Here is a 26,586-nt window from a genome sequence, read left to right on the forward strand (position 1 = left end):
CGCCCGGCGACCCGGTCACTCATTCACTAATTCACTCATCGCCCGGCGACCCGGTCACTAATTCGCTCATTCAGTCATTCAACCATTCAATCATTCACTCATTCACTCATTCAATCATTCATCATTAAAAATGAAACACATATTCACATATCTCACAATTCTGGGCATTGTTGTGGCTTCGAGCGCTTGTGATAAGGGCTTTGAAGACATTAACAAAAACCCCGTCCTCGCGACCAGCCTGGACCCGATCTACCTGTTTTCCAATGCAGAATTTACTTCCGCGATTGCGACGCAGAACTACCAGATGCAGATCGTGCAGCAGATCAATACGCCTTATACCGGAGTTTTGGAGGGGGGAAACCACAATGCGGTTTCGGATCCGAATTCCAATGCGAATTTCAATTCACTGTATCTGCAAAATGGTCCTGTTAACCTGCTGACAACCATTATCGCGCAAACCAAAGACAATCCGGCCCGATCGAACCTGTACAATATGGCGCGGATCTGGAAAGCTTATGTATTTATGGTTTTGGTGGATACCTACGGTGACGTACCTTATTCTGAGGCTGGAAAAGGCTTTTTAGAAGCGATCAACCTGCCGAAGTATGATGATCAGAAGTTTATTTACGACGATATATTAAAAGAACTGACCGAAGCTACAAAAGCCCTGGACGCGGCCAAAGCAATTGAGACCAGCGACTTGTTCTTCAAAGGAAATATCGCGCAATGGAAAAAGGTCGGTAATTCCTTGCTGCTGCGGGCCGCAATGCGGTTTACCAAAGTGGACCAGGCCAAAGCCAAACAATATGTCGCAATTGCAGTAGACCCGGCGAATGGCGGTTTGCAGAGCTCCAATGCTGACAATGCTTTTATCGCATTCAACAGCACATTCAACCACCCGCTTGCCAACTATTTTCAGGGTACCGAGCGAGGAAATGTGTACCTGGGCGCAGCATTCGTCAACTATCTCAAAACTACTGCTGATCCGCGCCTGCGCGTGATCGCTGTTAAATATGAAACGCCCGGCAACCCCATTGCCACCGCCGGAGCGGAAGATACCAATCCTGCAAACCAGGAAGGAATGCCCTACGGCTACAATGAATCTACCATCGCCAACGCGCCGGGTTTCCCGGGCAAGATCGGCTCTGCATTCAAGTACTCTCAGATCAACCGCAAAACCTTGGGCAAGATCGACGCACCTGAATTTTTTATTACCTACTCCCAAACCTCCCTCCTGCTTGCGGAAGCAGTACAAAGGGGCTGGGCTACCGGTGATGTGAAAGCACTTTATGAAGCAGGCGTAAAAGCCCACATGGATCAAATGGCCACGTACGACATTGCTGCCGCCATTCCCGCTGCTTCTCAAACTGCCTACCTGGCCGCAAATCCATTCAATCCGGCAAAGGCATTGGAACAGATCAATAACCAGTACTGGATATCCTCTTTCCTGAATGGTTCGGAAGCCTGGGCCAATTTCCGCAGGAGCGGCTTTCCCGCGCTGCCGGTCAACAACTACCCCGGAAAAGATCCTTCGGTGAAGGATTTCATCAGACGACTTGTATATCCGGTGCGGGAACGGTCTGTAAATGAGCAGAATTACAAAGAAGCAGTAGCACGAATGGGACCTGACGAACTGGGTACCCCCGTGTTTTGGGACAAATAGAATCAACTACCTTAACTAACCTTTTATGCTTAAATCAACGTTGCTGGCGGGAATGCTGGCTTGCTGGGGCCTGGCGTCCCAGGCACAATCAATCTCTCCTACTCCCGATCAGATCAAAGCTTACACCTCCGCCTGGAAAGGTGAGCGCATGCCCGACGGCCGCCCGAAAGTACCCGACGCGATCCTCGCCCGCCTTAAGAACATCTCCATGGAAGAAGCCTGGGGTGTGCTGCGGAACAAAGGATATCACAACCAGTTTGAGGGCGACTGGCAGCTGATCCATAACGACAGCACAATGACCGGCCGCGTCGTGACTGCGCAGTACATTCCTTCGCGACCTGATTTACAGGATCTGGTCAAAGAAGTTGGGAAAAAAGAAGGACGCGTACAAACGGGCGGCACCAATTCCTGGCCCATTGATGTGCTCAAAGAAGGTGATGTATACGTGGCCGACGGTTATGGCAAAATAGTGGACGGTACCCTGATTGGAGACAACCTGGGCAACTCGATTTATGCCAAATCGAAGCGCGGCGTCATATTCTACGGCTCCGTCCGGGATGTGGAAGGATTGAGTGAGATCAAGGGATTTAATGCGTGGATGAAAGGACAGGATCCTTCCTATATCCAGCAGATGATGCTTTCCAATATCAACACGCCCATTCGCATTGGCCGCGCGACTGTGCTGCCGGGCGACGTGGTACTTGCCAAAAAGTACGGAACGATCTTCATCCCCGCGCACCTCGTGGAAGAGCTCGTGATTACCTCCGAAGTAACCGCACTCCGCGACGAATTCGGGCACCTGCGCCTCCGTGAAGGCAAGTACACCCCCGGCGAGGTCGACACAAAATGGTCAGAAGCGATCCAGAAGGATTTTCTGAACTGGGTCAACAACTATCCGGGCAAGCTGCCGATGACCAAGAAAGAACTGGATGATTATCTGAAGGAAAGAAATTATTGATAGCCGTCGGCTATCGGCTATCGGCTCTTGCTTAAAAAAAGCCGAAGTACGACAGCTGATAGCCGTCGACATTTTGTCACCCTGAGCGCACCGGGCCGCCGGGCGGTCGCAGGGCGCTACCATGAAGCTTGGTGGCATTTTGCTTCGACTGCGCTCAGCATGACAAAAGTGACTAGCTCAAATTAACACAACGATACTTCAATTTTACACTACTCCAAAATCAATAAAATGAAAGACATTCTCAAACAAATAGTAGCCCAAAACAAACAACAGGAAGAAGCTGAAAAGGCAGCTCAGGTTGCAGAGATCAACAATCCGGCTACCAAGCCGAGCAGGAGAAACTTTCTGCGGAACTCGGCATTAGGTGGTATTGCGTTGGGCGGGTTTATGTCCATGTCGGCCGAAGACACCATTGCGCAGGCTACATCCAAAGTGAACCGCGCTTCCAAACCTTCTGAGCTGAAAATCACTGATTTGAGATACTGCATTGTACAAAATGTGGGCCGGACGCCCCTCATTCGCATTGATACCAACCAGGGCATATACGGACTGGGTGAAGTGCGTGACGGGGCTGATGAGCGCTTTGCATTATTCCTGAAAGCGCATATACTCGGCCAAAATCCGTGTAACGTGGAGATGATCTTCAAAATTATCAAGCAGTTTGGTCATCACGGCCGGCAGGCGGGCGGCGTGTGCGCTGTTGAAATGGCGCTCTGGGATCTTTGCGGGAAGGCTTACGGCGTACCTTGCTGGCAGCTCCTGGGCGGCCGGTACCGCGACAAAGTGCGTTTGTATGCAGATACACCGGAATCAAACGACTTGAATGAATTTAAACAGATGATCAAATACCGCACGGTGGATCAGGGTTATACCTGGCTGAAAATGGATGTGTCGATCGGTATGCTGCGGAACAGCGAGAATGCGGTCGTCAATAACAAATTCTGGGGAGGCGGCTTTTCGCAGTGGGCAGGCGATTTCCATTCATACGCAAACACCAAACACCCTTTCACAGCGATTCAGATCACAGAAAAAGGTCTGGCCGAAATGGCCCAGGTTGTAGAAGACGTAAGAAGTGTGGTGGGCTATGAAATCCCGCTCTCGACCGATCACTACGGTCACTTTGATATGAACAACGGGATCCGCCTGGGCCGCGCACTCGACAAGTACCGCCTCGCGTGGCTGGAAGATATCGTGCCCTGGGAGTATGTAGACCAATGGAGAACCATCTCCGATGCGCTGGAAACGCCGACTTTGACCGGTGAAGACATTTACCTCAGAGAAGGCTTTAAATCGCTGATCGACAAGCGGGCAGTTGACATCGTGCACCCGGATCTTGCTTCATCCGGCGGCTTGCTGGAAACGAAGCGCATCGGCGATTACGCCGAAGAAAATGGAATTGCAATGGCCATGCACTTCGCAGGAACGCCGGTGAGCTTCATGGCAAATGTCCATTGCGCCGCTGCAACCCAGAATTTCCTCGCGCTCGAACACCATTCCGTGGATGTTACCTGGTGGGAAAGTCTGGTAAAAACGACCGACGGCCGCAAGCTGATCGACAAAGGCTACGCGCCGGTACCGCTGGAAGCACCAGGTCTGGGGATCGAGCTGGTGGACGAAGAGGTGAAAAAGCACCTGAACCCGAAAGATAAGAGCTACTTCGCCCCCACCCCCGACTGGAACGAAAAACGCTCTCACGACAGGCTTTGGAGTTAACTGATGGCCGTGGTAAGTCCGCAAGACTGACTTACCACGGTATAACCCCAACATTTACTTGCCGGACACGCACAGAAGTAACTGTGAAAGATTTTTTTGGTATTTTGCATATTGTCACTCCCATATGTAACCATGAAGAACTTACGCAGTGCACTCTTTTATACACTGACGATCGGGGTATTTTCGGTCTTGCTCTACTTTTTTATCCAGCAGGGTACTTTCCTCGAAACGGCCGCCACTAAGTTAAAAAGTCACGTCAATAGCGGCGGATCTTCCTGGGAGCAGTTTACTGATACATTCTCACACAACTTAACGCACCCGCTTGCCACGCTGCTACTTCAGATCATCACGATCATTGTTGCTGCGCGGGTGTTTGGCTGGATCTGCAAAATGATCGGGCAGCCGACGGTGATCGGCGAGATTGCCGCCGGGATATTCTTGGGGCCTTCGCTCCTGGGCATGTTTTATCCCGAATTTTCTGACTTTCTTTTTCCAAAACAATCCCTAAGCAACCTCCAATTCCTGAGCCAGATCGGACTGATACTCTTCATGTTCATTATTGGAATGGAGCTGGATCTCAAAGTACTGAAAACGAAAGCGCAGGAGGCGGTGGTAATCAGTCACGCCAGCATTATGCTGCCGTTTGCACTGGGTGTGGGGCTGGCTTTGTACATGTACCAGCAATTTGCGCCGGAAGGGATTAGCTTCCTATCATTTGCATTGTTTATCGGCATTGCAATGAGTATCACCGCATTTCCGGTGCTCGCACGCATTGTACAGGAACGGGGCCTGTCCCGGACGAAGCTGGGGATGATGGTAATTACCTGCGCAGCCACAGACGATATTACCGCCTGGTGTATCCTCGCTGCCGTGATCGCGATTGTGAAAGCTGGCACATTCGTAAGTTCCATTTACACGATCATCCTGGCAGCGGCTTACGTGCTGTTCATGCTGAAAATACTCAAACCCATTCTCAAAAGAGTTGGCGACCATTATTCGTACAAAGAAGGACTGACCAAACCAGTGGTCGCAATGTTCTTTGTTGTGCTGCTGATCTCCTCTTACACGACCGAAGTGATCGGCATTCACGCATTGTTCGGCGCATTTATGGCGGGCGTGATCATGCCTGCGAACCTGAGCTTCCGCAGTATATTTATTGAAAAAGTAGAAGATGTTTCAATGGTACTGTTGCTGCCGCTCTTCTTTGTTTTTACAGGTTTGAGAACGCAGATCGGCTTGCTCAACGACCCTTATCTTTGGCAGGTTACGGGTTTGATTATCCTGGCGGGCGTTGCAGGGAAATTCCTAGGAAGTACAATTGCCGCGCGTTTTGTAAAGCAATCCTGGCGCGACAGTCTGATCATCGGCTCATTGATGAACACACGCGGATTAATGGAGCTGGTCGTGCTCAACATTGGCTACGATATCGGTGTACTTTCTCCCGAAATATTCGCGATGATGGTGATTATGGCGCTGGCTACCACCTGCATGACCGGACCAGCACTCGACCTGATCGATAAGTTTTTCCCGCAGAAGAAGTGGGAAGCGATGCGCGACAAGCTCGAACCTTCCCGTTTTTCGGTGCTGATTGCATTTGCCAGTCCGCAGGGAGGACGCAAAATGCTGCGCCTGGCGGATAAGATGATCTGGAAAGAGGCCGACGAACAGCAGATCACAGCCTTGCACCTTTCACCCAGCAGCTACCTGAATCAGGTCAACACGGAGGAATATCAGTTCGAAACTTTCCGCCCGCTGAATGAAGAAGCGCAGCAGCGCCATGTTACATTCACTTCCCTTTTTAAGCCTTCACAGGATATTGAGCACGATATCATCGATACTGCCAACAGCGGTGACTATGATATGCTGATGATCGGGATCGGCCGGTCGATATTTGAAGGCACATTCCTGGGCAAAATCCTTGGATTTACTTCCAGGATCATCAGCAGAGAACGACTTTTTGATACGATTACCGGGAAGGAAAGGCTGTTCCATGCAGATGTTTTCGACGAGCGCACCACGCAGATCATCAAGTCGGTGAAAATACCGGTGGCGATCCTGATTGAAAAGAATCTGAAAGAAGTGAACGAGATCTTCATCCCCATCTTCTCTCCACAGGACCAGTTCCTGCTCGAATATGCGCAGAAGCTTGTGTCAGCAGGCGACCTCAACGTGACGATTATGGATCCTACCGAAATGGTGAGCGAGTATGCCGACGTGCAGGATTCACTCACTGCAATCCAGGATTATGCGCCCGAGAAGGTCAGCATGCACTTCGACAATGCATTGGAAAAGGAGTTTTTGGAACGAAAAGATTTGATGGTCATCAGTTTTGACAGCTGGAAGAAAGCGGTTGAATCTCACAGTGTGTGGCTTGCAAACTCGCCTTCTGTCCTGATCATTCGCGGGTAGATTGCTGTTTTTAATAGAAATAATAGTGTTTACTTTACGTAAGCGAATCAGCTTTCCGACTTATGATCTCTTTTTTAAAGAACAGATATACTACTTCCTTCAATCCGCAGACAATCCTCTTTTTTTTCCATAATTTCTTTATCAATGTAGGTACCACGCTGGTTTATGTTTCCGCCAACGTGCTTTTGCTCGAAAATCATCCTGAATACTCTTTACCGATCGCATACATTGCTGCCGCGCTGGCGGTGATGACGGCGGGGAAAATCTACGAGTACTTCGAGCACCACCTGATCCTGAAAAGGTTGAGCCTGGGAACGATGTTCTCGTCGCTGTTCATGGTGGCAGTTGTCATGGTGCTGCTCTGGTTTGGTCACGGCATTGCGACGGCGATTTCTGTCATGGTGGGTTACCGGATCATATATCTACTTATTAATCTGGAATTCTGGGGATTATCTGCATTGGTTTTTGATGTACGTCAAAGTAAAAGGCTGTTTAGCGTGATCGGATCGGGGGATATGCCGGCCAAAGCGCTGGGCGCGGTGCTGGCTGTACTGATCCACTCCCCTTCCGTGCTGATGATCCTGCTGGTGATCTCGCTGATCTTCTTCGCACTGGCGTTTTACACGCAGATACTCACATTCAGATACACCGCAATTCCCAATCCGCACCACGCAAGACCGCGCCAGGTTTCGGCATCCGACTCGAAGATCATTCAAAAGTACTTCGGCGGCAACAAGCTGCTTACCTCACTTTGTCTCGGAATGGTCGCCATTGCCGCAACTGCGACGTGGATCGAGTACCACTTTTTTGTGAATGTAAAGTACAAATTCCACAGCCAGCACGATGTGATCACGTTCGTAGGTACGCTGCTTGCCGCTACTTACGGGATTTCAACGATCGTAAAGTTGCTGTTTTCGGGCAAAACGGTAGAGCGTTTCGGCGTAAAGCTTACCTTGTATCTCCTGCCGCTGACTACGATTTTCATCTCATTGGGCCTGCTGATTTCCTCTTATTTCAGAAAAGACGAGCCCTCGCTCCTCTTCTACTACTGCGCAGCATACCTGCTTTTTGAACTGGTAAGAAGAACGATTTTTGATCCGGTATTCCTCGTATTGTTCCAGCCGCTTTCCACCAAAACCCGGCTAAAAGGCCACACGCTGGCGAAGGGACTTTTTGAACCAATGGGAATGCTGATCGCCGGCGCATTGCTCTGGATCGTGTATTCGCGAAACCTGAGCAACATCAGCCTTACCTTCGATCTTTCGCTGCTTTTCGCCATTGCAGCCCTTGTAATTTTCCGGAAAGCTTACGGCCATTATACCCAGGAACTGAAATCTGCAATCGGCAAAAGGTTTATTAAAAGCGGTGAAATGGCGTCACCGGCTGAGGCACTGCCTATTATCACCGAAAACCTGAAAAGTGAGCGGAAGGAAGAAGTGCTGAATGCGATTGAGTGGCTGGCCAAAAATAAGACCTCACTTTTTCGCAAGAATGTTGACCTACTTATTCAGAATCCACATGTACAAGTCCGCCTGAAAACACTTCAGACGCTCTCGTCAATGGAAAAGCCTGAGTTATCAGAGTCATTTTTAAGGTATATCGAAGCAGAACCCGACACAGCCTGCCAGACGCTCGCGGTGCGCATTGCCTGTGCGGCATCCCGGCTGTCGGACGAGCAGCTGGCCCGGTTCCTCGCACATCCCGACCTGGATATTGTCAGAGGATCTGTGGTAGGGAGCTGGGAAGCCGGCAAATCGCTGCCGCTCGTGCATGGTACCATTCGCAAGCTATTCGCCTCCACGCAGGAAGATCAGCAGCTGACTGCGTTGGAATGCATCAAAACCATTGGCATCCATTCCTATGAAGACCAGCTTAAAAACTGCACCCAGAATGGTACTGAAAAGGTCAGGAATACTGCATTGGAAGTGGCAGCAGGCTCCGGCTCGACGCAGCTGCTGCGTGAGTTGAAGCCGCTTTTGAGCGGCACGCTGTCGAGATACACGGTGATTGCATTGATCAAATCAGGCGACGCTGGTATCCGGATTGTAGAAGAGTGGCTCCGAAACGACCAGTCCGGCGATCGCATTCGTCTTTTCATTAAAGTAGCAGAGAAACAGAAACACGAATTTATACTTCAAATACTTTTCGACCTAATTAAAAGTGTATACCTAAATAACCATTCTATTAGTGATAAACATTTAAGGGGAATTAATAAGATTGATACATTTACATTGCTGGATGCATTGAAGGCCTTGACAAACTACCTGCTTGTGGCTGACTACAAAGCCATTATATCGGAGTTTGTCGAAAAAGAACTGGTTCACGCGTCTCAGCTACTGTCAGAAATGGAAGACCATCCAGCTGATCAGACCTGGAACGACACGCTCGAATACGAGCTCGAACTGACCGGGCAGCGTCTTTTCTACCTTTTCATGATGCAGTATGATAAAGATGCGGTGTCCAATGCGTGGCGCGGGATCCGTCACGCGAGCAAGGAAAAACGCGCGAATTCACTGGAAATGATCGAGAGCCTTTTGCCGCGGACACTCTATCCCGCATTGCATGCATTGTTTGAAAATATCCCTGTTCAGAAAAAGCGTGAGGCGCTCCGGCAATACGTCGGTAACCAGGATAGCGGTCTGGCATTGTTACCCTACATCCTCACGCACCACGACCGCTCATTCACGACGTGGACAGTCGCTGTGGCGATTAAAAAATTCAACCCCGCGGCTGACGAACTTCCGCACCTCAAAAATCTGATCCATCACCCGGTGCGTCTTATCAGGGAAGCAGCTGCGGAGAAATACAAGACACTTGCATTGAACCCCGAACTCAGATTCAGCCTTAACATTCCTATGCAACATACAGAAACCGCACAGACCATTTCCGAAATGGAGCGCGTGATTGTTTTGAAGAACACGCAGCTTTTCTCTCAGACTCCTGAAAACGTACTGAGCTCGATCGCGCCGATCATGAAAGAAGTGACTTACAGTGAAGGTCAGCAGATCTTCGCCAAAGGCGACCTTGGCGATTCCATGTACATTATTTATACTGGTTCAGTAGGGATTTATGACGGGACAAAACAACTCGCATTGTTCGATAAGGGAGAGATCTTCGGCGAGCTTGCATTGCTGGATACAGAACCAAGGTCAGCCTCCACGGTAGCAGAAACAGACGTGCTCGTCTTCCGCATTGACCAGGAAGATTTCTTTGAACTAATGGAGGAGCGGGATGAAATATTGAAAAACGTGCTTCGGATTCTCTGCCAGCGCATTCGCGTTCAGAACGAGAAAATGCGGATGCAGGGCTGAGCCAAACTCAATGCGCGGCGTTTTTAAGCTTTGCCAAATGCATTGCTTTTGTGGGGTTGCGACGTTCCTGCTGTGATTTGGTCCAGTAAAAATGCGTTTCCAGAAAAGTTACCTGCGTTTGATTCCATTGCGTCGGATCTGATACCAGCTCGCGCGCTTTCAATTCGTCATAGAGTGTCGCAGAAATGGTTTCAAAATCCTGCCTGCCGAGATAATCCAGGTCTGCGTCTGCCAGGATCATTTCCAGCTTATTCTGCGGCATTTGAGGGATTTTGGTTGCCATGATCATTCCGCAGATGGTCTCTGCCTGGGCATCAGAATAGTCGTAGTCCGGCAGGATTTCCCTGACAATGCGGCACCCTTCCTCCTCGTGACCTTTGTACACATTCATAAATCCCGAATCGTGGTACAAAGCAGCTGTTTCCAGCAGTTCAAGCGCTTCTTTATCAACGATCCCCTCCAATGCAGCCAGCTCCATAGCGGCGGAAACTACATCTCTGGTATGATGTAAACCGTGGTAAAAAAGGTTGCTGTCCAATCGGGTACGCAGCTCTTCAAAAATGTACGCTCTGGCGGCCTCAATATTCATAATTATTCCAAGACTTCGTAAATCATCAGCGGGTTCTCCTTATTCTTCAAATTCACCTGACCCACCAGGTTGCATTGAAAAGCCTCTTTAATGCGCTGGTATGCAGATTCAGGCACTACTACCTGGCCGGGCTTTGCAACGGACTGCAGCCGCTGGGCTACATTCACCACGTCGCCGATCACCGTATAATCCAGCCTCCGCAATGCAGCTGAGCCGATGTTACCGGAGACCATTTCGCCGGAATTGATCCCGATCGAAACCTTCGGACAGTAGGCAGAATTGTCAGACAGGTCTTCCCTGAACTTATCAATGTGATTGCGTACTGCAAGCGAAGATTCCACAGCTCTGTCGAGGTGGTAATCACCCCGGAAAACGGCCATAACCGCGTCGCCCATAAACTTATCAACCAACCCTCCCTGTGCGATAATTTCCTTGACCATGACATCAAAATACTTGTTGATCATCGTCACCACACGGTCGGCCGGCTCCTTTTCGGAAATGGATGTAAATCCGCAAAGGTCCATAAACACAACGGTACCTTCAATATTCTCGCTTGTCATCAGCGACTTTTCAAAAGTATCCTGCGTCATGAATTGCAGCACGGAAGAATCGACGTACATCCTCAAAATGTCATTCTCACGTACTGCTTTCAAGGTATCTTTAAGCTGGGCGACGTACTGGAGTGTTTTCTCCATCGTCACTTCCAGGTCTTTGAAATCAATGGGTTTGGTCAGGAAATCGAATGCGCCGCGGTTCATGGCAGTGCGAATATTGTCCATATCCCCGTAAGCCGACACGATCACCGCTTTCAGTAGCGGACTCACTTCTCCAATGCGGACAAGCAGGGTCAGCCCGTCCATTTCGGGCATATTAATATCGCTCAAAACCATGTCGATATCCGGGTGCTCGGCAATTACTTCCAATGCCTTCACGCCATTTTCGGCGAAAAGAAATTCGTATTCCTGCTCACGGATCTGCCTCCTGAACTTTTGCTTGATCAGCAGCTGCAAATCAGCCTCATCGTCCACAACCAATATCCTGGCTTTCATAGTATACTTAGCAGTTTCTCTTTCAATTCAACAAAATTGACCGGTTTGGTCAGGAAATCATCGGCTCCGAGCTGCATAGCCTGATCGTGATTGGCGCTGTCGCCGTATGCGGTGATCATCATTACCTGCGGAGGCGCAGACGGGTGGTCTTTCCGGATCGTTTTCAAAAGTTCGATCCCGCTCATTCCCGGCATATTGATGTCGGACAGGATCATCACCACTTCGGAAGGATGCGCTGCCAGGTACGTCAGCGCCTCTTCTCCTGAAAAAGAAAAGGAAAACTGGAACTGACCGCTTCTTATTTCCTTTCTGAACTTCTGTTCAAACAGGGATTTCACATCTTCTTCGTCGTCTACAACAAGTATTTTCATGAAAGTGCTTTTCGAAATATGTCAGACAGACTGGCTCGCAGGCGCGCTGACAGGTATTGTGATCTTGAATTCAGTTCTTTCGCCGGGCACTGAGTCTACGTCCAGTACGCCGCCGTGTCCATTGGTGATGATATCGTAGCTCATCGAAAGCCCCAGTCCGGTTCCCTGGCCCGTCGGTTTAGTGGTAAAAAACGGCTGAAATATTTTCGCTTTTACGTGCTCGGGCATGCCGGTACCATTGTCGGTGACGCGGATATACAATTTATTGGCAAATTTCTTGGTACTGATCTTCACCTCGGGCTTATAGTCGCTACCCAAACCTTCTGCCGCCAGTTTGCGCTTTTTCTCCGCCACCGCGTAAAAAGCATTGGTAAAAAGGTTAAGAAAAACCCTGCCCAAATCCTGCGGAAGCACATTCACCTTACCTATTGTATCATCAAAATCGGTGACGAGCGCAGCATTGAATTCCTTATCCTTGGCGCGCAGACCGTGATAAGCGAGGCGCATATATTCGTCTGCAAGTGCATTGATCTCGACGGGCTCTTTTTCTCCCGAGGAAAGTCGTGAATGCTGCAGCATTCCCTTCACAATGGAATCAGCGCGTTTTCCGTGGTGGGTAATCTTCTGCTGGTTCTGGCTCAGGTCGGCGATGATCTGCTTGATATAATCTTTGTCATTATCCGGCAGCTCCGACCGCTCGATTTCTTCTTCCAACTCGGTACAAAGTTCCGCGGAGACCTCCGAGAAGTTGTTTACGAAGTTGAGCGGGTTCTGGATTTCGTGTGCAATACCTGCGGTCAGCTCACCGAGCGAAGCCATTTTCTCACTTTGTATCAGTTGGTTTTGGGTGGATTTCAGTTCCTCGATGGTCTTTTGCAGCTCTTCTTTTTGCAATGTAAGTTCCTGGGTACGCTCATTGACGAGGTATTCCAGCGATTCCTTCTGAGCGCGGCTCGCCTGCTCTTCTCTTAGCCTGTCCTCCCGCTCCTTCTGGAGCACCTTCATTTGCTTCCTGGCATAAAACCAGACGAAAAAGCAGAGTACAAAGGTGAATGTGACCGCTACCTGGAAAATGGTATCATTATTTTCATAAAACTTTGGAAAAACGCCTTTAACAAAGTCCCGGATAATGGAAACCCCGACGAAAGGCACGATGGTCTGCGCGGTAGACCGGAGCGAATAGAAGATCTCATTGCGATAGATCATCAGGATTAATCCGACCAGGAATATATCCCATACCCAGTTGGCCCAGAGTGCTTCATCGGCCACGTAGAAGGCTACTATCCAGGCAATACTGAAATACCGCGCCGCAACCAGCCTTTTTTCCCATTCAGGATAGTTAACAGCTGTTTGTAAAGAAGTTCGGATGTACTGGATCAGGAAAAAGGAAACTAAAAAATAATCCATGCAAGGCAGGGTTGCTGTTTCTTCTTTTGAATAAAAAGGATTGTGTAAGCAAAGTAAATATTTTCCTTCAAATAACCGATTCAGCAGCTCCCCAGCCATAATGAAACCTGTTGCCGGGCGACCGGCGCATTGACATCGCTACCGATACCATCCTTGTATTCACGGCAGGTGCGGTTAGACTTTTGAGTAAATCTCGTTCTTGATCAATTTTACATTGTTGAGCTGTGGAATTGCCAGTACCTTATTCCTAGGTACAACACCCCGTGAAATCCAATTTTGTACCCGGCTTACTTTCAGGTTATGAATTCGCGAGTACTCAGAAATGGTAATCCATTCGTGCAAATCATACTCGGCCCCTTCCACAACAAGGCGTACGTCCTGCAACTGCTGCAATTCGGCAAGCGCATCTTTGATTTCAGCTATGGTTTGCCTTGCCCGATCCTTGATCGTCTTCCAAAATGGTCTGATCTCGTCACGTTCACTCTCCGACAGTGCGTAGTACCAGTCGGCAAATTCTTTGCGGATTAATGGAATATCTTCTTTGTTAGCCGCTTTCATACGGGCTGTATACTCGTCGATGTAAATTTGGAATTCCTCTCTCATAGCTCATCAAAATCCATTAAAAAACTCAGCGTCTCCCTTAGCTTTATAGCTTCCCGCACAATAGCTTCGAAATCTTTGTCCGTATCGTTATCAGGCGGCAGCAATAATTCAATTTCCAATTCGGTAGGACGCGCAGTAATCTTGGAAATCAGGTCCTCTTTGCGGGACTTCTTTGTCATAGATCAGTGTGTGTTATTTTTCTAAACTTAAATAATGTAAAGTAAATTCACAAACAACTGTGTGTAGCTACTTTACAACTTGATGTCAAACCCTATTTCCGTACGAACTCTGTCCGAATTTGAACGTGTTTAACACTACTGACAAACGTAAATCATTGCCTTACAATATACTGCATTTCTGGTATGATGTTTATACATAGAACTATGCAATGCACTGTACTATCTATTAGCCATAAGAATATTTTCCCCGACTTCAACGATTTAACCTATGATCCGGAACTACTTCAAGATCGCCTGGCGGAACCTGATGCGAAACCGCGCATTCTCTGCCATTAATATTGCAGGGCTGGCTATCGGCCTGGCTTCCTGCATGCTGATCAGCCTGTACGTGATCGACGAGCTGAGCTATGACCGGTTTCACGAAAAAGCCGACCGCATTGTCCGGGTTGTCTTCAAAGGGACCATGCAAGGCGGCAAGTTCAATGAGGCCCACGTAATGCCCCCGACCGCAGCCGCATTAAAAGCGGACTACCCCGAAGTGATGGAAGCAACTCGTCTGCGACAAGGCGGCAACCCGATCATTTCAATGGACGCAAAGCTTTTTACGGATAATAAAATGGCATTTGTCGACCCGAACTTCTTCCAGGTATTTACGCTGCCTTTTGTAAATGGAAACGCCAGCACTGCATTAACCGACCCGAATGCGATCGTGATCAGCGAGTCGCTTGCAAAGAAATTTTACGGGAATAAAAATCCGGTCGGACAGCTGCTCACATTCAAAGGAGCGCGCGAGCAAGCCAGGATCGCGGGCGTTTTTAAAGATATTCCAAGAAACTCCCATTTCCGGTTTGACATTTTTGCTTCCCTGATCAACTCAGGCGAGGCGAAGTCTACTTCGTGGATGCAGTCCGAATTTTATACTTACCTCGTTCTCCCGGAAGATTATGACTACAAAAAGCTCGAAGCCAAGCTGCCCGCGACCGTCCGCAAATACATGGGACCGCAGGTTGAAAATGCATTCGGAATGCGCTTCGACGAGTTTGAGAAAAAAGGAAATCTGATCGGACTCAAATTGCAGCGGCTCACAGACATTCATTTGCATTCAGACTTTCAGTACGACCTGGGCGATAACGGGGATATGCGGTATGTATACATATTTGGTGCCGTAGCGGCGATCATGCTGATTATCGCGTGCATCAATTTCATGAACCTCTCGACCGCAAGCTCATCGAAGCGCGCCAAGGAAATTGGGGTAAGAAAAGTAATGGGATCTGAAAAACGAGAGCTGATCTGGCAATTTCTCACGGAGTCGACTTTGGTAACTTTCCTCGCAATGGTGATTGCCTTGCTGATCGGGATACTTGCATTGCCGCTCTTCAACCAGCTTGCAGATAAAAACCTGACGATCGACGTAAAAACAATTCCGGCATTGTGCCTGTACTCCGTCTTGTTCGGACTGTTCGTCGGGCTGTTTGCGGGAAGTTATCCAGCCTTTTTCCTGTCTTCTTTCAAACCCATTGCCGTTTTAAAGGGAAATATTGCCTCTGGCTTGTCCAGAAGTTCGGCTGGCTTTGGAATGCGCAGCGGGCTGGTAGTGTTCCAGTTCTGCGTTTCCATCGTGCTGATCATCGGCACGATGGTTGTTTACAATCAGCTCAGATTTATCCAGAATAAAAAGCTGGGTTACGATAAAAGCCAGGTGCTGGTGCTGCCGGATACCTGGGCATTGGGTAAAAATCAGGAGGCTTTTAAAGAAGAAATGCTGGCCGACAGCCGCATTGCGCAGGTAAGCTCCTCAGGCTACTTACCAGCCGGGCCTTCGTACAACAACAATTATTCGATATACCCGGAAGCGAGATCAACTGAGCTGGTCAAAACGCTCCGCTATGATATTGACTACGATTACATCCCGACATTGGGAATGCGTATCCTGGAAGGGCGCAATTTTTCCCGCCAATTCGGAACAGATTCATCCGCCATTATCATCAATCAAACCGCTGCCCGCATGCTGGGCTGGAAAGAAGGTGCATTGAACCACACGATCAGCAACAGCAACAACGATGGGAAACGCTCCACCTATGTGGTGATCGGTGTAGTAGAAGATTTCCATTTCCGCTCCTTCCACGAGCCGATCACGCCATTGGTCATGGTTTTGGGCAAAGGCTCGGGCACTACGATCGCGAAGATCAAAACCAACGATATACCTGCATTGATCTCGTCGCTTGAAAAGAAATGGAATGCATTCAAACCTGACCTTCCTTTCAACTATTCTTTCCTTGACGACCGTTTTAACGAAACCTATAAAGCTGAGCAAAAAACGGGGCAGATACTTGGTCTGTTTGCCGGCTTAACCATTTTTGTTGCCTGTCTGGGCCTGTTCGGACTAGCTACCTTCACAGCTGAGCAGCGGACGAAGGAAATTGGCGTTCGCAAGGTGCTTGGCGCATCGGTACCCGGCATTGTGGCGCTGCTTTCCAAAGATTTCCTGAAACTGGTAGGTATTGCGCTGCTGCTGGCTGGTCCGCTCGCGTGGTGGCTCATGGACAAATGGTTGCAGGATTTCGCCTACCGGGCCGATATTTCGTGGTGGATGTTTGCACTGGCCGGGGTACTTTCCGTGGTGATCGCATTGGCCACAGTTTCCTTCCAGTCTGTAAAAGCGGCGCTGATGAACCCCGTACAATCGTTAAAATCTGAATAACCTTGGAACAACAACCTGCAACTTCCCAACCTGACCAGTTCCCCACCCTTACTTACAGCAGTGAGGGACGGGGCGGGTATGTTTACTATCTGGAAGAGAACCTGAAAATTGCGTTCGAATGGGAGATGGCGGGCGGAGATGCCGTCGCCATTATTTACATTCCTGTCGCGCAGTATTGGGAGGTTCGTACAAACACACCGCTTTCGCGCAGGCAGGAAATCATCGACTTCGTAGCTGCCCGTGCGCTTGTACAGCAGGCAAAGGGAGGAAGGTTTGAGATCGATGAAGATAGTATCACACTTTTCAGAAGCTGAGCAGCATCGAAATGCAATTGGAATAATTATTTAAATAAAATCGCCATCACTAAATCAACAACAGCGATGGCGCAAAATGAAGAGATTATCGAGGCTCTCAACGACCTGATCGTAATCAATAATGACCGGATCGCGGGATATGAAAAGGCTTACAGCGAGACCAAGGAGATAGAAACAGACTTGCGGGCTATGTTCAATAACCTGGCAGACCAAAGCCGGGCCAACGTGGCAGACCTGACCAATTTTGTTAGAAATCTCGGCGGCGAGCCCGAAACCGGTACTATGACTTCGGGCAAGCTGTACCGCGTCTGGATGGATATCCGGTCGCTTTTCAGCTGGGATAACAGAAGAGCAGTGCTGGAAAATGCCGAGGGTGGCGAAGATGCTGCCAAGAAGGCTTATGATGCAGCTGTGGATTCCGTCGCCTATCCGGATGAAATCAAAGAAGTGCTTCTCAGGCAGCAGTCGGCGATCCACAATGCGCATGATACGCTTAAAAAAGAGCGGGACCGGCAGAGAGACTTGCCGCAATATCCTCTTACCACCTAGTAGAAGCCGGTTAACAGCCGGCTTTTTCATTGCCTGACGGTTAAATCTCTTCACCGCAAAACTTTTTACAAAAAACTTTCAATTTCCTGTAACCTTTTCTGCTTCGCACAGTTTCCACGTCAGAATCACCACAAAAAGAGGCAGCCGCTTGAACACGCTCACAGACAATTCATTGATGCTAAGGGTAAAAGCCGGCGATCTGGATAAGATGGGCTTGCTCTTTGAGCGGTACAACCGGCCTCTTTTCGCGTTTTTCTACCACATGACCCACAAGCCCGACCGGAGTGAAGACCTGGTACAGAATGTGTTTTACCGGATGCTCAAATACAAGCATACTTTCACCGGTGAGGGTGAGTTCAGGTCATGGATGTACCACCTGGCCAGGAATGTGCTGAACGATTCAGTTCGCCAGAACAAAGGCCGGAACGCTGTCGATGTGAGTGAAATGGCAGATCTGCTGGACGGGGGAATGACAGCCGACGAGCATTTTGAGAAACAGCAGGACAGTGAATTTCTGCATCAGGCTATGGCCGGGCTCAGCACAGAGCACCGCGAAATCCTGATCATGAGCCGCTTCCAGGAGCTGAAATACGAAGAGATAGCCAAAGTGCTGAACATTAATGAGGGAACTGTGAAAGTGCGCGTTCACCGTGCTTTGGGGGAATTAAAGAAAAAGTTTTTTAGCAATGAAAGAAGATAAACAAATACGCTGCGAACAAACCAGAGAACACCTGGCCGACTGGCTGCACAACCGACTCAGCAAAGCGGGACAGATCGACATAAACAGGCATTTGGCAGAGTGCCTGGAATGCCAGGAAGAATTTGCGGCAGATAAACGGCTTTGGGAAAGTATGGGCAAAATGTCCGTCCCGGAGCCCAGCGCGGCCATGCGTGTGAACTTTTATAATATGCTCGACGAGTTCAAAGACGCCGAGCAAAAAGCACCCGGATTTTCGTGGCAGGAGCTTTTGCAGAGGATCAAGGTAATGGTAGTGCCGCAATGGACTATTCAGCTCGGTTTTAGCCTGCTTTTGGTGGCATTAGGGGCAGCAATCGGGTACAAAGTAAATCAGCGGAACAACCAGGCTGCGGCTTACCAGCAGCAAATAGAAACCCTGGCAGCCCAAGTACAGGACATGAAAAGCACGATGATGCTTTCCCTGATCGAAAATCCTTCTGCGACAGAGCGGCTGCGGGCGGTAAGTTATACCAGCGACATTGCGAATGCCGACGAGCGCGTGATCGATGCACTTTTTACCACACTTAACAACGATGATAATGTGAATGTGAGGCTTGTGACACTGGAAGCGCTGACACAGTATGCCGACAATCCGCTTGTTCGCAGCGGGCTCGTCAAATCACTCTCGAAGCAGGAATCGCCGATGGTACAGGCTGCATTGGCTGACGTGATGGTGAAGCTGCAGGAAAAACGATCGATCAAAGCATTGAAATCATTGCTGCAGAAAGAAGGACTGGACAATCTGGTCAAAAACAAGATCGAACAGTCGATCAGGGATTTATCTTAAATATCCATAATCCATTTACTAGCCATGAAACTTTTTGCAATCCCCCTGCTGGCGGGAGCGGTACTTTGCTGTACCCAGGCCCCGGCGCAAAAGCTCGAATTCAAGGAACACATCCGGAAAGAGTTCCCGGTAACGCAAGCCGCAGGTAACAGCACGCTCGCCATTTACAACATCAATGGGTTTATCAAAGTGGAAGGATATGCCGGCGACAAAGTGATTCTGGAAGTGGATGAAAAAATTACTGCGAAAACCAGTGAGGTACTTGAACAAGGCAAGAGCGAATTCAAGCTAAGCTATGACCAAAAAGCCGATAGTATTATTGTCTACATCGCTGAACCCTTCGACTCGCGCCCAAACCGGGGACGCAGGAACTGGGACGGGCCCAAGATCGAGTACAACTTCGCGCTGGATTTTACGGTGAAAGTCCCCTACTCGATGAGCCTGCATATTTCAACTGTAAATGGCGGCGACGTGACCGTAGATAATGTAACGGGCCGGCTCAGTATTAACAACGTGAACGGTGCGATCCGCGTGGCCAATGCAAAAGGTACCGCCCGAATGCAAACTGTAAACGGAAATGTGGAAGCCAATTTCCTGACGCTGCCCGCCGGTCAGTCCGATTTCAAGACTTTGAACGGAGATATCAGGGTTACCTACCCCGCGGCTCTTTCGGCCGACTGCCAGTTCAAAAGCTTCAATGGTGAATTCTTCACAGATTTCCCGAACGCGGAACAGCTACCGGCCCGGGTGATGAAGAATCAGGTAAACGATAGGAACAAGACGGTGTACAAACTGAATACCGAAACGTATATCCGCGTCGGTCAGGGTGGCCCGACTTATAAGTTTGAAACATTCAATGGAAATATTTATCTCAAAAAGCAATCGTAAGCAACAATGAAAACCAACCGATTTATAGCCCTCGCACTAAGCATTTCACTGACTATCTCCGGCAGCTCGGCTGCGCTTGGCCAGGCGAAAGAAACCCTCACGGTCCCCCTTTCAGATCCGGCTAAGCCGGGAAGCTTGAAAGTAAATCTCCTGAACGGAAGCATTCGCATCAGCGGTTACGCGGGCAAGGAAGTGGTGATTGAAGCAACCGGAAAAGCAGCCGAACAAAACGACAGGCCCAAGGACGAGAATGCAGCCGGAATGCGCCGGATTGTTCCTTCCAGCGGACTGGAGTTAACTGCCACGGAGGAGCAAAATTCGATCAAGGTAAGTTCCAGGTTTGTGAACAAGGCGATGAACCTGCACATCAAGGTACCTCAAAAATTTACGGTAAAAGCTACGACCGTGAACGATGGAGATATCATCGTAGAGAACGTCGACGGTGAGTTGGAGATCGCAAATGTGAACGGTGATATTACGCTTTCCAGCGTGTCGGGTTCCGCAGTTGCCAACACGATTAACGGGACGCTGAAAGCTACTTTCAAAACAGTAGATGCGAAGTCGCCGATGGCATTCTCGACCCTGAACGGAAACGTGGATGTGACACTTCCGGCTACCGCAAAATTCGATGTAAAACTGAAATCGGACCGCGGAGAAATTTACAGCGACTTTGACGTGGACGTAGACAAAAGCCAGCCGCAGGCGACGCGCACTTCGAAGGAAGGTATGTTCAAAGTATCCCTTGAAGACTGGGTAAAAGGCCAGGTAAATGGCGGCGGAAGCGAGATCATGATGAAGAATATGAACGGGAATATTTACGTAAGAAAGGCCAAGTAACCCCGCCGAGATTTTGACGTACGGAAAAGAAATTCTTTTCCGTACGATTACTCAATCGTAGCGCCCAGCTCGACGAGCATTTTTGACAGCTCTTCGAGCTTTTTTGTTTTCACACTGGCCAGTATCTGCTCCGACATTGCCTCCGCAGAAACGGCCGCCTCGGTCAGCACTTTCTTTCCTGCATTGGCCAGCTTCACATAGCTCACCCGGGCGTCACGGCTGTTGGCTTCGCGGCGCACCATTCCCAGCTTCTCCAGAGGAGATAACATCCGCGTAATTCCGGACGCCGTGAGACCGATTTTCTCGGCCAGGTCCGTGCGCCGGAGCTTCTCATCCGGGGCTTCGCCGAGGTGATAAAGGATCATAAATTCATTGAGACTTAACCCGTGCGAACTCAGTTTTGAGTCGAACTTCTTGAAGATCAGGGACTGTACAGTTGTGAGGTTCAGAAAGAACTTTAAAGATTGCGAAATAGCTGTCATATACTTGATTTGAGCTTGAATACAACTTGAAATGTATTTGATATATACTTGAATATTCAAATATATATCAAATACATTAAACTTGTATCTGATTATTTAACAACGTTTTAGAATTTTAATTTTTCAAGAAAATGTTTCACGTGGCACTTCTAGCCTGAATGTGCACGCAGCAGCTGACGGTAGCTGTTAAGGATTGCAGATTTGGAAATAAAGCCCACAAACTCGCCGCTGATCTTCACAACAGGCAGGTTCCAGGCGCCCGATTCGTCGAACTTTTTAACCACACTGACGACACTGTCAAAGTCGCTGATCACGACCTGGGGCTTCTTCATAAGCTGCTTCACTTGGAGCAGATCATAGGCATCGGGATTGAAGAAAAGCGGGCGGACGTCGTCTAGTGAAATGATACCTTCCAGCTTGTTTTCGGAGTCGGTTACGGCGATGATATTCCGGTGTCCGGTACGCACCATATCGGCCAGTTCTTCCCTGCTTGCCTCGCAATGGATCACCTGAATATCCTTGTCGATGAGGTCGAGAACGTGGAGCAAAGAGAGTAAATTCCGGTCGTGTTCGCGGGTAAAAATCTTGCCCTGCTGCGCGAATTTTGCCAGGTCTGGCGACACAGATGAAAACCATTTAGCCATCGAAAATGAGATCACGGAAACGATCATCAAAGGGATAAAAAGGTCGTAGCCGGAGGTCGATTCTGCGATCAGGAATATCGCTGTCAGCGGCGCATAAAGTACCCCGCTCATGACGCCTGCCATACCCACGATCACCAGGTTATTGACGGGCACGTCGCTGATGCCCGCCTGCATGCAGAGCAACGCAAGCACATACCCGAGCGAGCCTCCCGCGAAGAGCGACGGAGCAAAATTTCCTCCATTGCCGCCACTGAAAATCGTGATGGAAGCGGAGAATGCTTTGAGCAGACAGATCACCGCCACGAATACAATTACCACCCAGTCGCGGTACCCGATGAACCTGAAAAAACTGTTCTGCATAATGCCCTGCATCTGCCCGTTCGTAATTGCTTTGATGGTATCATAGCCTTCTCCAAACAGCGGCGGGTACAGCACGCAAAGTATCGAAAGAATGCCCCCGCCGACCATCGCTTTTTGAATGCGGGTCAACTTCAGGTTGTGAAAAAACTGCTCGATCGTTTTGGCAATTAATACAAAATACCGCGAGTAAAGTCCGCAGAGAATACCCAGTACCAGGTAGTACGGAATGTTGTGGTAATCGAATGGGACCCTCGTTTTGAATTGGAATAACACCTCTTCCTGCAACAGGATCTTGGACACCAGACTTCCGCAAACAGCCGCTACTACCAGTGGGATAAAATCAGAGAAAACAACGCCGGTCAGCAGGATTTCAAATGCGAACATCATCCCCGCGATAGGCGCATTGAATGCAGACGCGATACCGGCCGTCGCTCCCGCAGCAAGCAGCAATGTGCGCTCGCGGTAGTCGAGCTTGTAAGTACGCGCAAAGTTGGAACCAATGGCCGCCCCCGTCACAGCGATCGGACTTTCGAGTCCGGCCGAGCCGCCAAGGCCGACGGTGATCGCGCTCTGCACGATCTGCGAATACATTTTGACAGAGGAAACAATACTGGAATTTTGTGCGATCTCGTAAAGAATGGCGGCGATCCCCTTTCGGTCCTGACCTTTGAAAAGGAATATCACCACCAGCGTAGTGGTCACAATCCCCAGAAACGGAAACAGTATGTAGAAAAACACCTGCCGCTCGAAATGGACCTTGTAGGTGATCACATAATGGATGTAATGCACCAGTTCTTTAAGTAAAACGCCCGCCAGACCACAAGTAACCCCGACCAGAACACCCGAGAGGATCAGGAACTGTGTACGGTTGAGCACGCTTTTCAGCCAGAACAGCAGGATTTCATAGCTCTTTGCTTTCCTGAGACTGTACCGGGCAAAATCCCGCCTGTACTTTAAAAAATGATAGAACTTCTTAATGTTGACTTTATTCACTGTCTGATGTTAGGTCTGCGCCCGTGGACCTGCGGACAATTTGAAGGTGGCTTTCACCGAAGCAAATTCATGTGTTCTTATGCTAGCAAAATATGTTCCCGAACACGCTATATTTCCGGTTTGCCGGTATTAAAATGCCACAGCCGAATGCTGGGCCGGTAAATTGTTGCGACAGCTCTCAGCCGCAATTTCGCATTCGGGGATAAAAATAAAAAACCCGTCGGGCAACCAACGGGCTTCTGCACTCGATAAAGGCTGGTCTAATTAGCTCTTGCCAGCTGCACTTCAAGCCGGATATCTACATTCCTTTCGTTGTTATTATAACGAGAGTTGCCTGTTCCAATCCCTACTCCCATTCCACCCCCCATTCCAATGCCGCCACCCAGACCGATACCGATCCGCGGACTGAAACCGGAATTGGAAGATTGACCCTCTACTTTGATATTGACACCCAGCATGGAAGTTTCCTTCGCATTCACAGCCATTAAGCTGAATGGAATAACGATCTGCTCCGTGAGCTCGCCATTTCTATCCATTGAAATGTGCGACTTGATACTACCGTCCGGAACTACGAGGTTGATGAAGTGCTGCCCGTTTCTGTCTTTCCAGACCGCTTCCTTGTTGTATGAATCCAGGAGCAGATCAAGTCCGAGGCTGTTGGGCAGATCCGTATCGATCCGCTTCAATGCTTTCCGGTCTTCTTTCATTACCACCGGGAACAGCAGGGAATATGCTTCTTTTTTCTGTCCCTGGGGACTAAACGCTATTTTCAAGCCGCTGCTCAGTATGTTCTGAATCGTGGAAGGATCTTTGGTTTTGAGGGTAATGTAAACGAACTGATCGTCGTTGATGATCCCATATCTCAACCGCGATTTCTGATCCTGCTGATCGGGTTTTACTTCATCTACATACGTAAAAGGCGCATTCCATTTTGACTCATAGGTCATTGTTTTTGAAGAACTACATCCGAAAAGGGCGGCAAGCAATACTATACTCCAACTATTTTTGATATTTCTCATTTGTTTGGCTTGATCACAATTTAACTACATTGGATTAACGAAATCCTGCATTTAAACATTACGAGAAGGCACAACAAATCGTTGCAGATGCGCATTTTACAATGTTTTTGTGATCAGCCTGCCAATCTTCTGGTGTAATCTCTCGGGTTCAAAGGGTTTGGAAAGCGTATCGTTCATTCCGGATTCCAGTGCCTGCTGGATTTCCTCGGGCAACACGGTCGCGGAAAGTGAGAGGATAGGCGTGGTAACTTTCAGTTCGCTTCTTACAAGTCGTGCTGCTTCAAATCCATCCATTTCGGGCATTCTGGTATCCATGATCACGAGGTCAAAAATGCGTTGCCGGAGTGTCTCCACGGCCTGTTTTCCATTGACAACCAATGTCGTTTCCAGCTGCCAGGCTTTAAGATATTTTTTAAGTAAAAGCGCGTTAATCGGGTTGTCTTCTGCCACGAGCACTGTTTTGCCAAGGAATGGAGGCAGGTTTTGAAACGAAACTGCCGGCTTTGTCTCGGCTGCCTTTTCGTTCGCATCCGGCAGTATCAATGTAAAAAAGAACTGGCTCCCTTCACCAGGGCGACTGTTTACTTCAAGCTCGCTCGCCATCAGCCGCGCGAGTTTCTGCGAAATCGTCAGTCCAAGCCCGGTACCTCCGTACTGGTGGGAAATGTTTTCCGAAGCCTGTCCGTATTCAGAAAATATATTCGACAGCTGTTCGCCCGACATGCCAATACCGCTATCCTCCACACTAAACCTGATCTTGTGCCCGGAACTAGCCTGCGCCAGGTGATCGATTTTCAACTTAACTCCTCCTGTGTCGGTAAATTTCAATGCATTTCCGACCAGGTTAAGAAGTATCTGATTAAGCCGCATTCCGTCAACCAACATGCAGTCGGGCACTGCATCGTCCACTTCCAGGTCGAGTGTGAGGCCTTTTTCATCGGCTTTAAACTTCATCAGATCAATGATACCCCTAGCCAATACACGCAAATCAGTAGAGGTTGGAATGATGGAGAATTTGCCTTCTTCGATTTTGGAAATATCCAGAATGTCGTTCAGAATATTAAGCAGCGAACCCGAGGATTGTCGCAGCATATCGATCAATTCCTGCTGGCCGGGCGTCATTTCGGTTGCGGAAAGCAGGTTACCTAATCCGATGATCCCATTCAGCGGCGTGCGTATCTCGTGGCTCATATTGGCAAGAAATGCTTCTTTACCCTTTCGTGCCCTGTCGGCCGCCTGCTGCGCATCGATCAATGCGCGTTCGTGGGCTTTGCGTTTTTCAATGTCGTGCAGGTTGATGAATAGCAGCCTGTTTTTAAACATAATGCGCAGTTCCAGCCACACAGGCTGACGCAATCGCCCGTAGAATCGGTCCTCGATCACGATCGTGTGCCCGCCCAGATAGCTTTTTTCAACCAATACTTCCCGCAAAGCCGAAGTATTCGGCTCTACCAGCAGATCCAGAATGGACATTCCGACCAATCCATTGGGTGCAATGCCCAGAATGGTTTCAACAGACGGATTGATAGAGAAGATCTTACCTGTTTCAGCTTCTACCGTCGCGATGATATCGGGTGAATTGAGGACGATCGTCGCGTAGTTTTCCAGCAGCTTGTTCTTGTCCCGGATCTCTTTCTGGCTTGTCGCCAGGCGGATCAGCGAATCAACTTTCGCATTGGTAATGAACGGATCAAGCGGTTTATAGAGGTAATCGATCGCGCCTGTTTTCAATCCGCGCACCGCATAAGTTGTCTCTTTTGAGATTGCGGTTACAAAAACGATGAGGATCTCCTTTGTCTTTGGATTGCTGAGAAGTGTTTCGGCAAACTCAAAACCGTCCATTCCCGGCATTTGAACGTCTACCAGCGCCACTGCGATATCATTTTCCCATACAATCCGTAACGCTTCGTTCGGGGAGGTGGTTGCAAATATCTCAATGTCGTTCCTGCTCAGGATTGCGCGCAGCGAAATCAGGTTTTCTTCACGGTCGTCGAGCAGTAATATCTTGGTATTTTCCATGG

Annotated in this window: 22 protein-coding genes; 12 read left to right on the top strand and 10 right to left on the bottom strand. The window is 49.0% G+C overall.

The window, feature by feature from the left end:
• The first annotated feature begins 130 nt into the window (after positions 1-130).
• The 5 genes from Q369_RS0111445 to Q369_RS28330 all read left to right on the top strand — a co-directional run bounded on the left by Q369_RS0111445 (position 131) and on the right by Q369_RS28330 (position 10,054).
• On the top strand, positions 131-1,663 hold the full coding sequence (locus Q369_RS0111445) for a SusD/RagB family nutrient-binding outer membrane lipoprotein (RefSeq protein WP_031527943.1): 1,533 nt from the start codon (positions 131-133) through the stop codon (positions 1,661-1,663).
• 25 nt (positions 1,664-1,688) lie between these two features.
• The gene (locus tag Q369_RS0111450) at positions 1,689-2,621 is read left to right on the top strand and encodes an RraA family protein (RefSeq protein WP_031527944.1); all 933 of its coding nucleotides are present in this window, start codon (positions 1,689-1,691) and stop codon (positions 2,619-2,621) included.
• Positions 2,622-2,849: 228 nt separating this feature from the next.
• Positions 2,850-4,334, top strand: a complete 1,485-nt coding sequence (locus Q369_RS0111455) for a mandelate racemase/muconate lactonizing enzyme family protein (protein WP_031527945.1) — start codon at positions 2,850-2,852, stop codon at positions 4,332-4,334.
• Between the two features lie 132 nt (positions 4,335-4,466).
• Complete coding sequence (locus tag Q369_RS0111460; protein ID WP_031527946.1) at positions 4,467-6,743, top strand: cation:proton antiporter; 2,277 nt, start codon at positions 4,467-4,469, stop codon at positions 6,741-6,743.
• Positions 6,744-6,805: 62 nt separating this feature from the next.
• Complete coding sequence (locus tag Q369_RS28330) at positions 6,806-10,054, top strand: cyclic nucleotide-binding domain-containing protein (protein WP_051664031.1); 3,249 nt, start codon at positions 6,806-6,808, stop codon at positions 10,052-10,054.
• 7 nt (positions 10,055-10,061) lie between these two features.
• Here the strand turns inward: Q369_RS28330 and Q369_RS0111470 are convergent, their stop codons facing one another.
• The 6 genes from Q369_RS0111470 to Q369_RS0111495 form a co-directional block, all read right to left on the bottom strand.
• Positions 10,062-10,643: an HD domain-containing protein gene (locus tag Q369_RS0111470; protein WP_031527948.1), complete on the bottom strand. Its 582-nt coding sequence runs from the start codon at positions 10,641-10,643 to the stop codon at positions 10,062-10,064.
• 2 nt (positions 10,644-10,645) lie between these two features.
• On the bottom strand, positions 10,646-11,692 hold the full coding sequence (locus Q369_RS0111475) for an adenylate/guanylate cyclase domain-containing protein (protein WP_031527949.1): 1,047 nt from the start codon (positions 11,690-11,692) through the stop codon (positions 10,646-10,648).
• Positions 11,689-12,063: a response regulator gene (locus Q369_RS0111480; RefSeq protein WP_031527950.1), complete on the bottom strand. Its 375-nt coding sequence runs from the start codon at positions 12,061-12,063 to the stop codon at positions 11,689-11,691. The genes Q369_RS0111475 and Q369_RS0111480 overlap by 4 nt, the downstream gene beginning before the upstream one ends.
• 21 nt (positions 12,064-12,084) lie before the next feature.
• The gene (locus Q369_RS0111485) at positions 12,085-13,470 is read right to left on the bottom strand and encodes a sensor histidine kinase (protein WP_031527951.1); all 1,386 of its coding nucleotides are present in this window, start codon (positions 13,468-13,470) and stop codon (positions 12,085-12,087) included.
• Positions 13,471-13,644: 174 nt separating this feature from the next.
• Positions 13,645-14,073 (bottom strand): hypothetical protein, encoded by a 429-nt coding sequence (locus Q369_RS0111490; protein WP_031527952.1) that lies wholly within the window; start codon positions 14,071-14,073, stop codon positions 13,645-13,647.
• Complete coding sequence (locus Q369_RS0111495; RefSeq protein WP_031527953.1) at positions 14,070-14,252, bottom strand: hypothetical protein; 183 nt, start codon at positions 14,250-14,252, stop codon at positions 14,070-14,072. The genes Q369_RS0111490 and Q369_RS0111495 overlap by 4 nt, the downstream gene beginning before the upstream one ends.
• Before the next feature lie 268 nt (positions 14,253-14,520).
• Between Q369_RS0111495 and Q369_RS0111500 the strand changes: the two genes are divergently transcribed.
• The 7 genes from Q369_RS0111500 to Q369_RS0111530 all read left to right on the top strand — a co-directional run bounded on the left by Q369_RS0111500 (position 14,521) and on the right by Q369_RS0111530 (position 21,067).
• Complete coding sequence (locus Q369_RS0111500) at positions 14,521-16,953, top strand: ABC transporter permease (RefSeq protein ID WP_031527954.1); 2,433 nt, start codon at positions 14,521-14,523, stop codon at positions 16,951-16,953.
• Positions 16,954-16,955: 2 nt separating this feature from the next.
• Positions 16,956-17,267, top strand: a complete 312-nt coding sequence (locus tag Q369_RS0111505; protein WP_031527955.1) for a hypothetical protein — start codon at positions 16,956-16,958, stop codon at positions 17,265-17,267.
• 66 nt (positions 17,268-17,333) lie between these two features.
• Positions 17,334-17,816 carry a ferritin-like domain-containing protein gene (locus Q369_RS0111510; protein WP_035333332.1) on the top strand — a complete coding sequence of 161 codons (483 nt, stop codon included), beginning with the start codon at positions 17,334-17,336 and terminating at the stop codon, positions 17,814-17,816.
• Positions 17,817-17,991: 175 nt separating this feature from the next.
• Positions 17,992-18,516 carry an RNA polymerase sigma factor gene (locus Q369_RS0111515; RefSeq protein WP_031527957.1) on the top strand — a complete coding sequence of 175 codons (525 nt, stop codon included), beginning with the start codon at positions 17,992-17,994 and terminating at the stop codon, positions 18,514-18,516.
• A complete protein-coding gene (locus Q369_RS0111520) occupies positions 18,503-19,342 on the top strand; it encodes a HEAT repeat domain-containing protein (RefSeq protein WP_031527958.1) in 840 nt (279 codons plus the stop codon). The genes Q369_RS0111515 and Q369_RS0111520 overlap by 14 nt, the downstream gene beginning before the upstream one ends.
• A gap of 24 nt (positions 19,343-19,366) precedes the next feature.
• Positions 19,367-20,230: a DUF4097 family beta strand repeat-containing protein gene (locus tag Q369_RS0111525; protein WP_031527959.1), complete on the top strand. Its 864-nt coding sequence runs from the start codon at positions 19,367-19,369 to the stop codon at positions 20,228-20,230.
• A gap of 6 nt (positions 20,231-20,236) precedes the next feature.
• Positions 20,237-21,067 carry a DUF4097 family beta strand repeat-containing protein gene (locus tag Q369_RS0111530; RefSeq protein ID WP_031527960.1) on the top strand — a complete coding sequence of 277 codons (831 nt, stop codon included), beginning with the start codon at positions 20,237-20,239 and terminating at the stop codon, positions 21,065-21,067.
• A gap of 47 nt (positions 21,068-21,114) precedes the next feature.
• Here Q369_RS0111530 and Q369_RS0111535 read toward each other — a convergent pair whose 3' ends face one another.
• From Q369_RS0111535 to Q369_RS0111550, 4 genes are all read right to left on the bottom strand, one after another.
• A complete protein-coding gene (locus Q369_RS0111535) occupies positions 21,115-21,549 on the bottom strand; it encodes a MarR family winged helix-turn-helix transcriptional regulator (RefSeq protein ID WP_031527961.1) in 435 nt (144 codons plus the stop codon).
• Between the two features lie 149 nt (positions 21,550-21,698).
• Positions 21,699-23,546, bottom strand: a complete 1,848-nt coding sequence (locus Q369_RS0111540) for a chloride channel protein (protein ID WP_031527962.1) — start codon at positions 23,544-23,546, stop codon at positions 21,699-21,701.
• A 260-nt stretch (positions 23,547-23,806) separates the two neighbouring features.
• Positions 23,807-24,493, bottom strand: a complete 687-nt coding sequence (locus tag Q369_RS0111545) for a hypothetical protein (RefSeq protein ID WP_229206811.1) — start codon at positions 24,491-24,493, stop codon at positions 23,807-23,809.
• 168 nt (positions 24,494-24,661) lie between these two features.
• A complete protein-coding gene (locus tag Q369_RS0111550) occupies positions 24,662-26,584 on the bottom strand; it encodes a response regulator (protein WP_031527964.1) in 1,923 nt (640 codons plus the stop codon).
• Positions 26,585-26,586 lie beyond the last annotated feature (2 nt).

Origin of the sequence: Dyadobacter crusticola DSM 16708, from assembly GCF_000701505.1 — a bacterium.
Lineage (GTDB): Bacteria > Bacteroidota > Bacteroidia > Cytophagales > Spirosomataceae > Dyadobacter > Dyadobacter crusticola.

Excerpts from the sequence above, each read along its gene's own strand:
- Q369_RS0111470 (WP_031527948.1), bottom strand. The coding sequence starts at position 10,643 with ATGAATATTGAGGCCGCCAGAGCGTACATTTTTGAAGAGCTGCGTACC.
- Q369_RS0111475 (WP_031527949.1), bottom strand. The coding sequence starts at position 11,692 with ATGAAAGCCAGGATATTGGTTGTGGACGATGAGGCTGATTTGCAGCTG.
- Q369_RS0111495 (WP_031527953.1), bottom strand. The coding sequence starts at position 14,252 with ATGACAAAGAAGTCCCGCAAAGAGGACCTGATTTCCAAGATTACTGCG.
- Q369_RS0111480 (WP_031527950.1), bottom strand. The coding sequence starts at position 12,063 with ATGAAAATACTTGTTGTAGACGACGAAGAAGATGTGAAATCCCTGTTT.
- Q369_RS0111485 (WP_031527951.1), bottom strand. The coding sequence starts at position 13,470 with ATGGATTATTTTTTAGTTTCCTTTTTCCTGATCCAGTACATCCGAACT.
- Q369_RS28330 (WP_051664031.1), top strand. The coding sequence starts at position 6,806 with ATGATCTCTTTTTTAAAGAACAGATATACTACTTCCTTCAATCCGCAG.
- Q369_RS0111525 (WP_031527959.1), top strand. The coding sequence starts at position 19,367 with ATGAAACTTTTTGCAATCCCCCTGCTGGCGGGAGCGGTACTTTGCTGT.
- Q369_RS0111510 (WP_035333332.1), top strand. The coding sequence starts at position 17,334 with ATGGCGCAAAATGAAGAGATTATCGAGGCTCTCAACGACCTGATCGTA.
- Q369_RS0111530 (WP_031527960.1), top strand. The coding sequence starts at position 20,237 with ATGAAAACCAACCGATTTATAGCCCTCGCACTAAGCATTTCACTGACT.
- Q369_RS0111520 (WP_031527958.1), top strand. The coding sequence starts at position 18,503 with ATGAAAGAAGATAAACAAATACGCTGCGAACAAACCAGAGAACACCTG.
- Q369_RS0111545 (WP_229206811.1), bottom strand. The coding sequence starts at position 24,493 with ATGACCTATGAGTCAAAATGGAATGCGCCTTTTACGTATGTAGATGAA.
- Q369_RS0111515 (WP_031527957.1), top strand. The coding sequence starts at position 17,992 with ATGCTAAGGGTAAAAGCCGGCGATCTGGATAAGATGGGCTTGCTCTTT.
- Q369_RS0111490 (WP_031527952.1), bottom strand. The coding sequence starts at position 14,073 with ATGAGAGAGGAATTCCAAATTTACATCGACGAGTATACAGCCCGTATG.
- Q369_RS0111455 (WP_031527945.1), top strand. The coding sequence starts at position 2,850 with ATGAAAGACATTCTCAAACAAATAGTAGCCCAAAACAAACAACAGGAA.
- Q369_RS0111450 (WP_031527944.1), top strand. The coding sequence starts at position 1,689 with ATGCTTAAATCAACGTTGCTGGCGGGAATGCTGGCTTGCTGGGGCCTG.
- Q369_RS0111550 (WP_031527964.1), bottom strand. The coding sequence starts at position 26,584 with ATGGAAAATACCAAGATATTACTGCTCGACGACCGTGAAGAAAACCTG.
- Q369_RS0111500 (WP_031527954.1), top strand. The coding sequence starts at position 14,521 with ATGATCCGGAACTACTTCAAGATCGCCTGGCGGAACCTGATGCGAAAC.
- Q369_RS0111445 (WP_031527943.1), top strand. The coding sequence starts at position 131 with ATGAAACACATATTCACATATCTCACAATTCTGGGCATTGTTGTGGCT.
- Q369_RS0111460 (WP_031527946.1), top strand. The coding sequence starts at position 4,467 with ATGAAGAACTTACGCAGTGCACTCTTTTATACACTGACGATCGGGGTA.
- Q369_RS0111535 (WP_031527961.1), bottom strand. The coding sequence starts at position 21,549 with ATGACAGCTATTTCGCAATCTTTAAAGTTCTTTCTGAACCTCACAACT.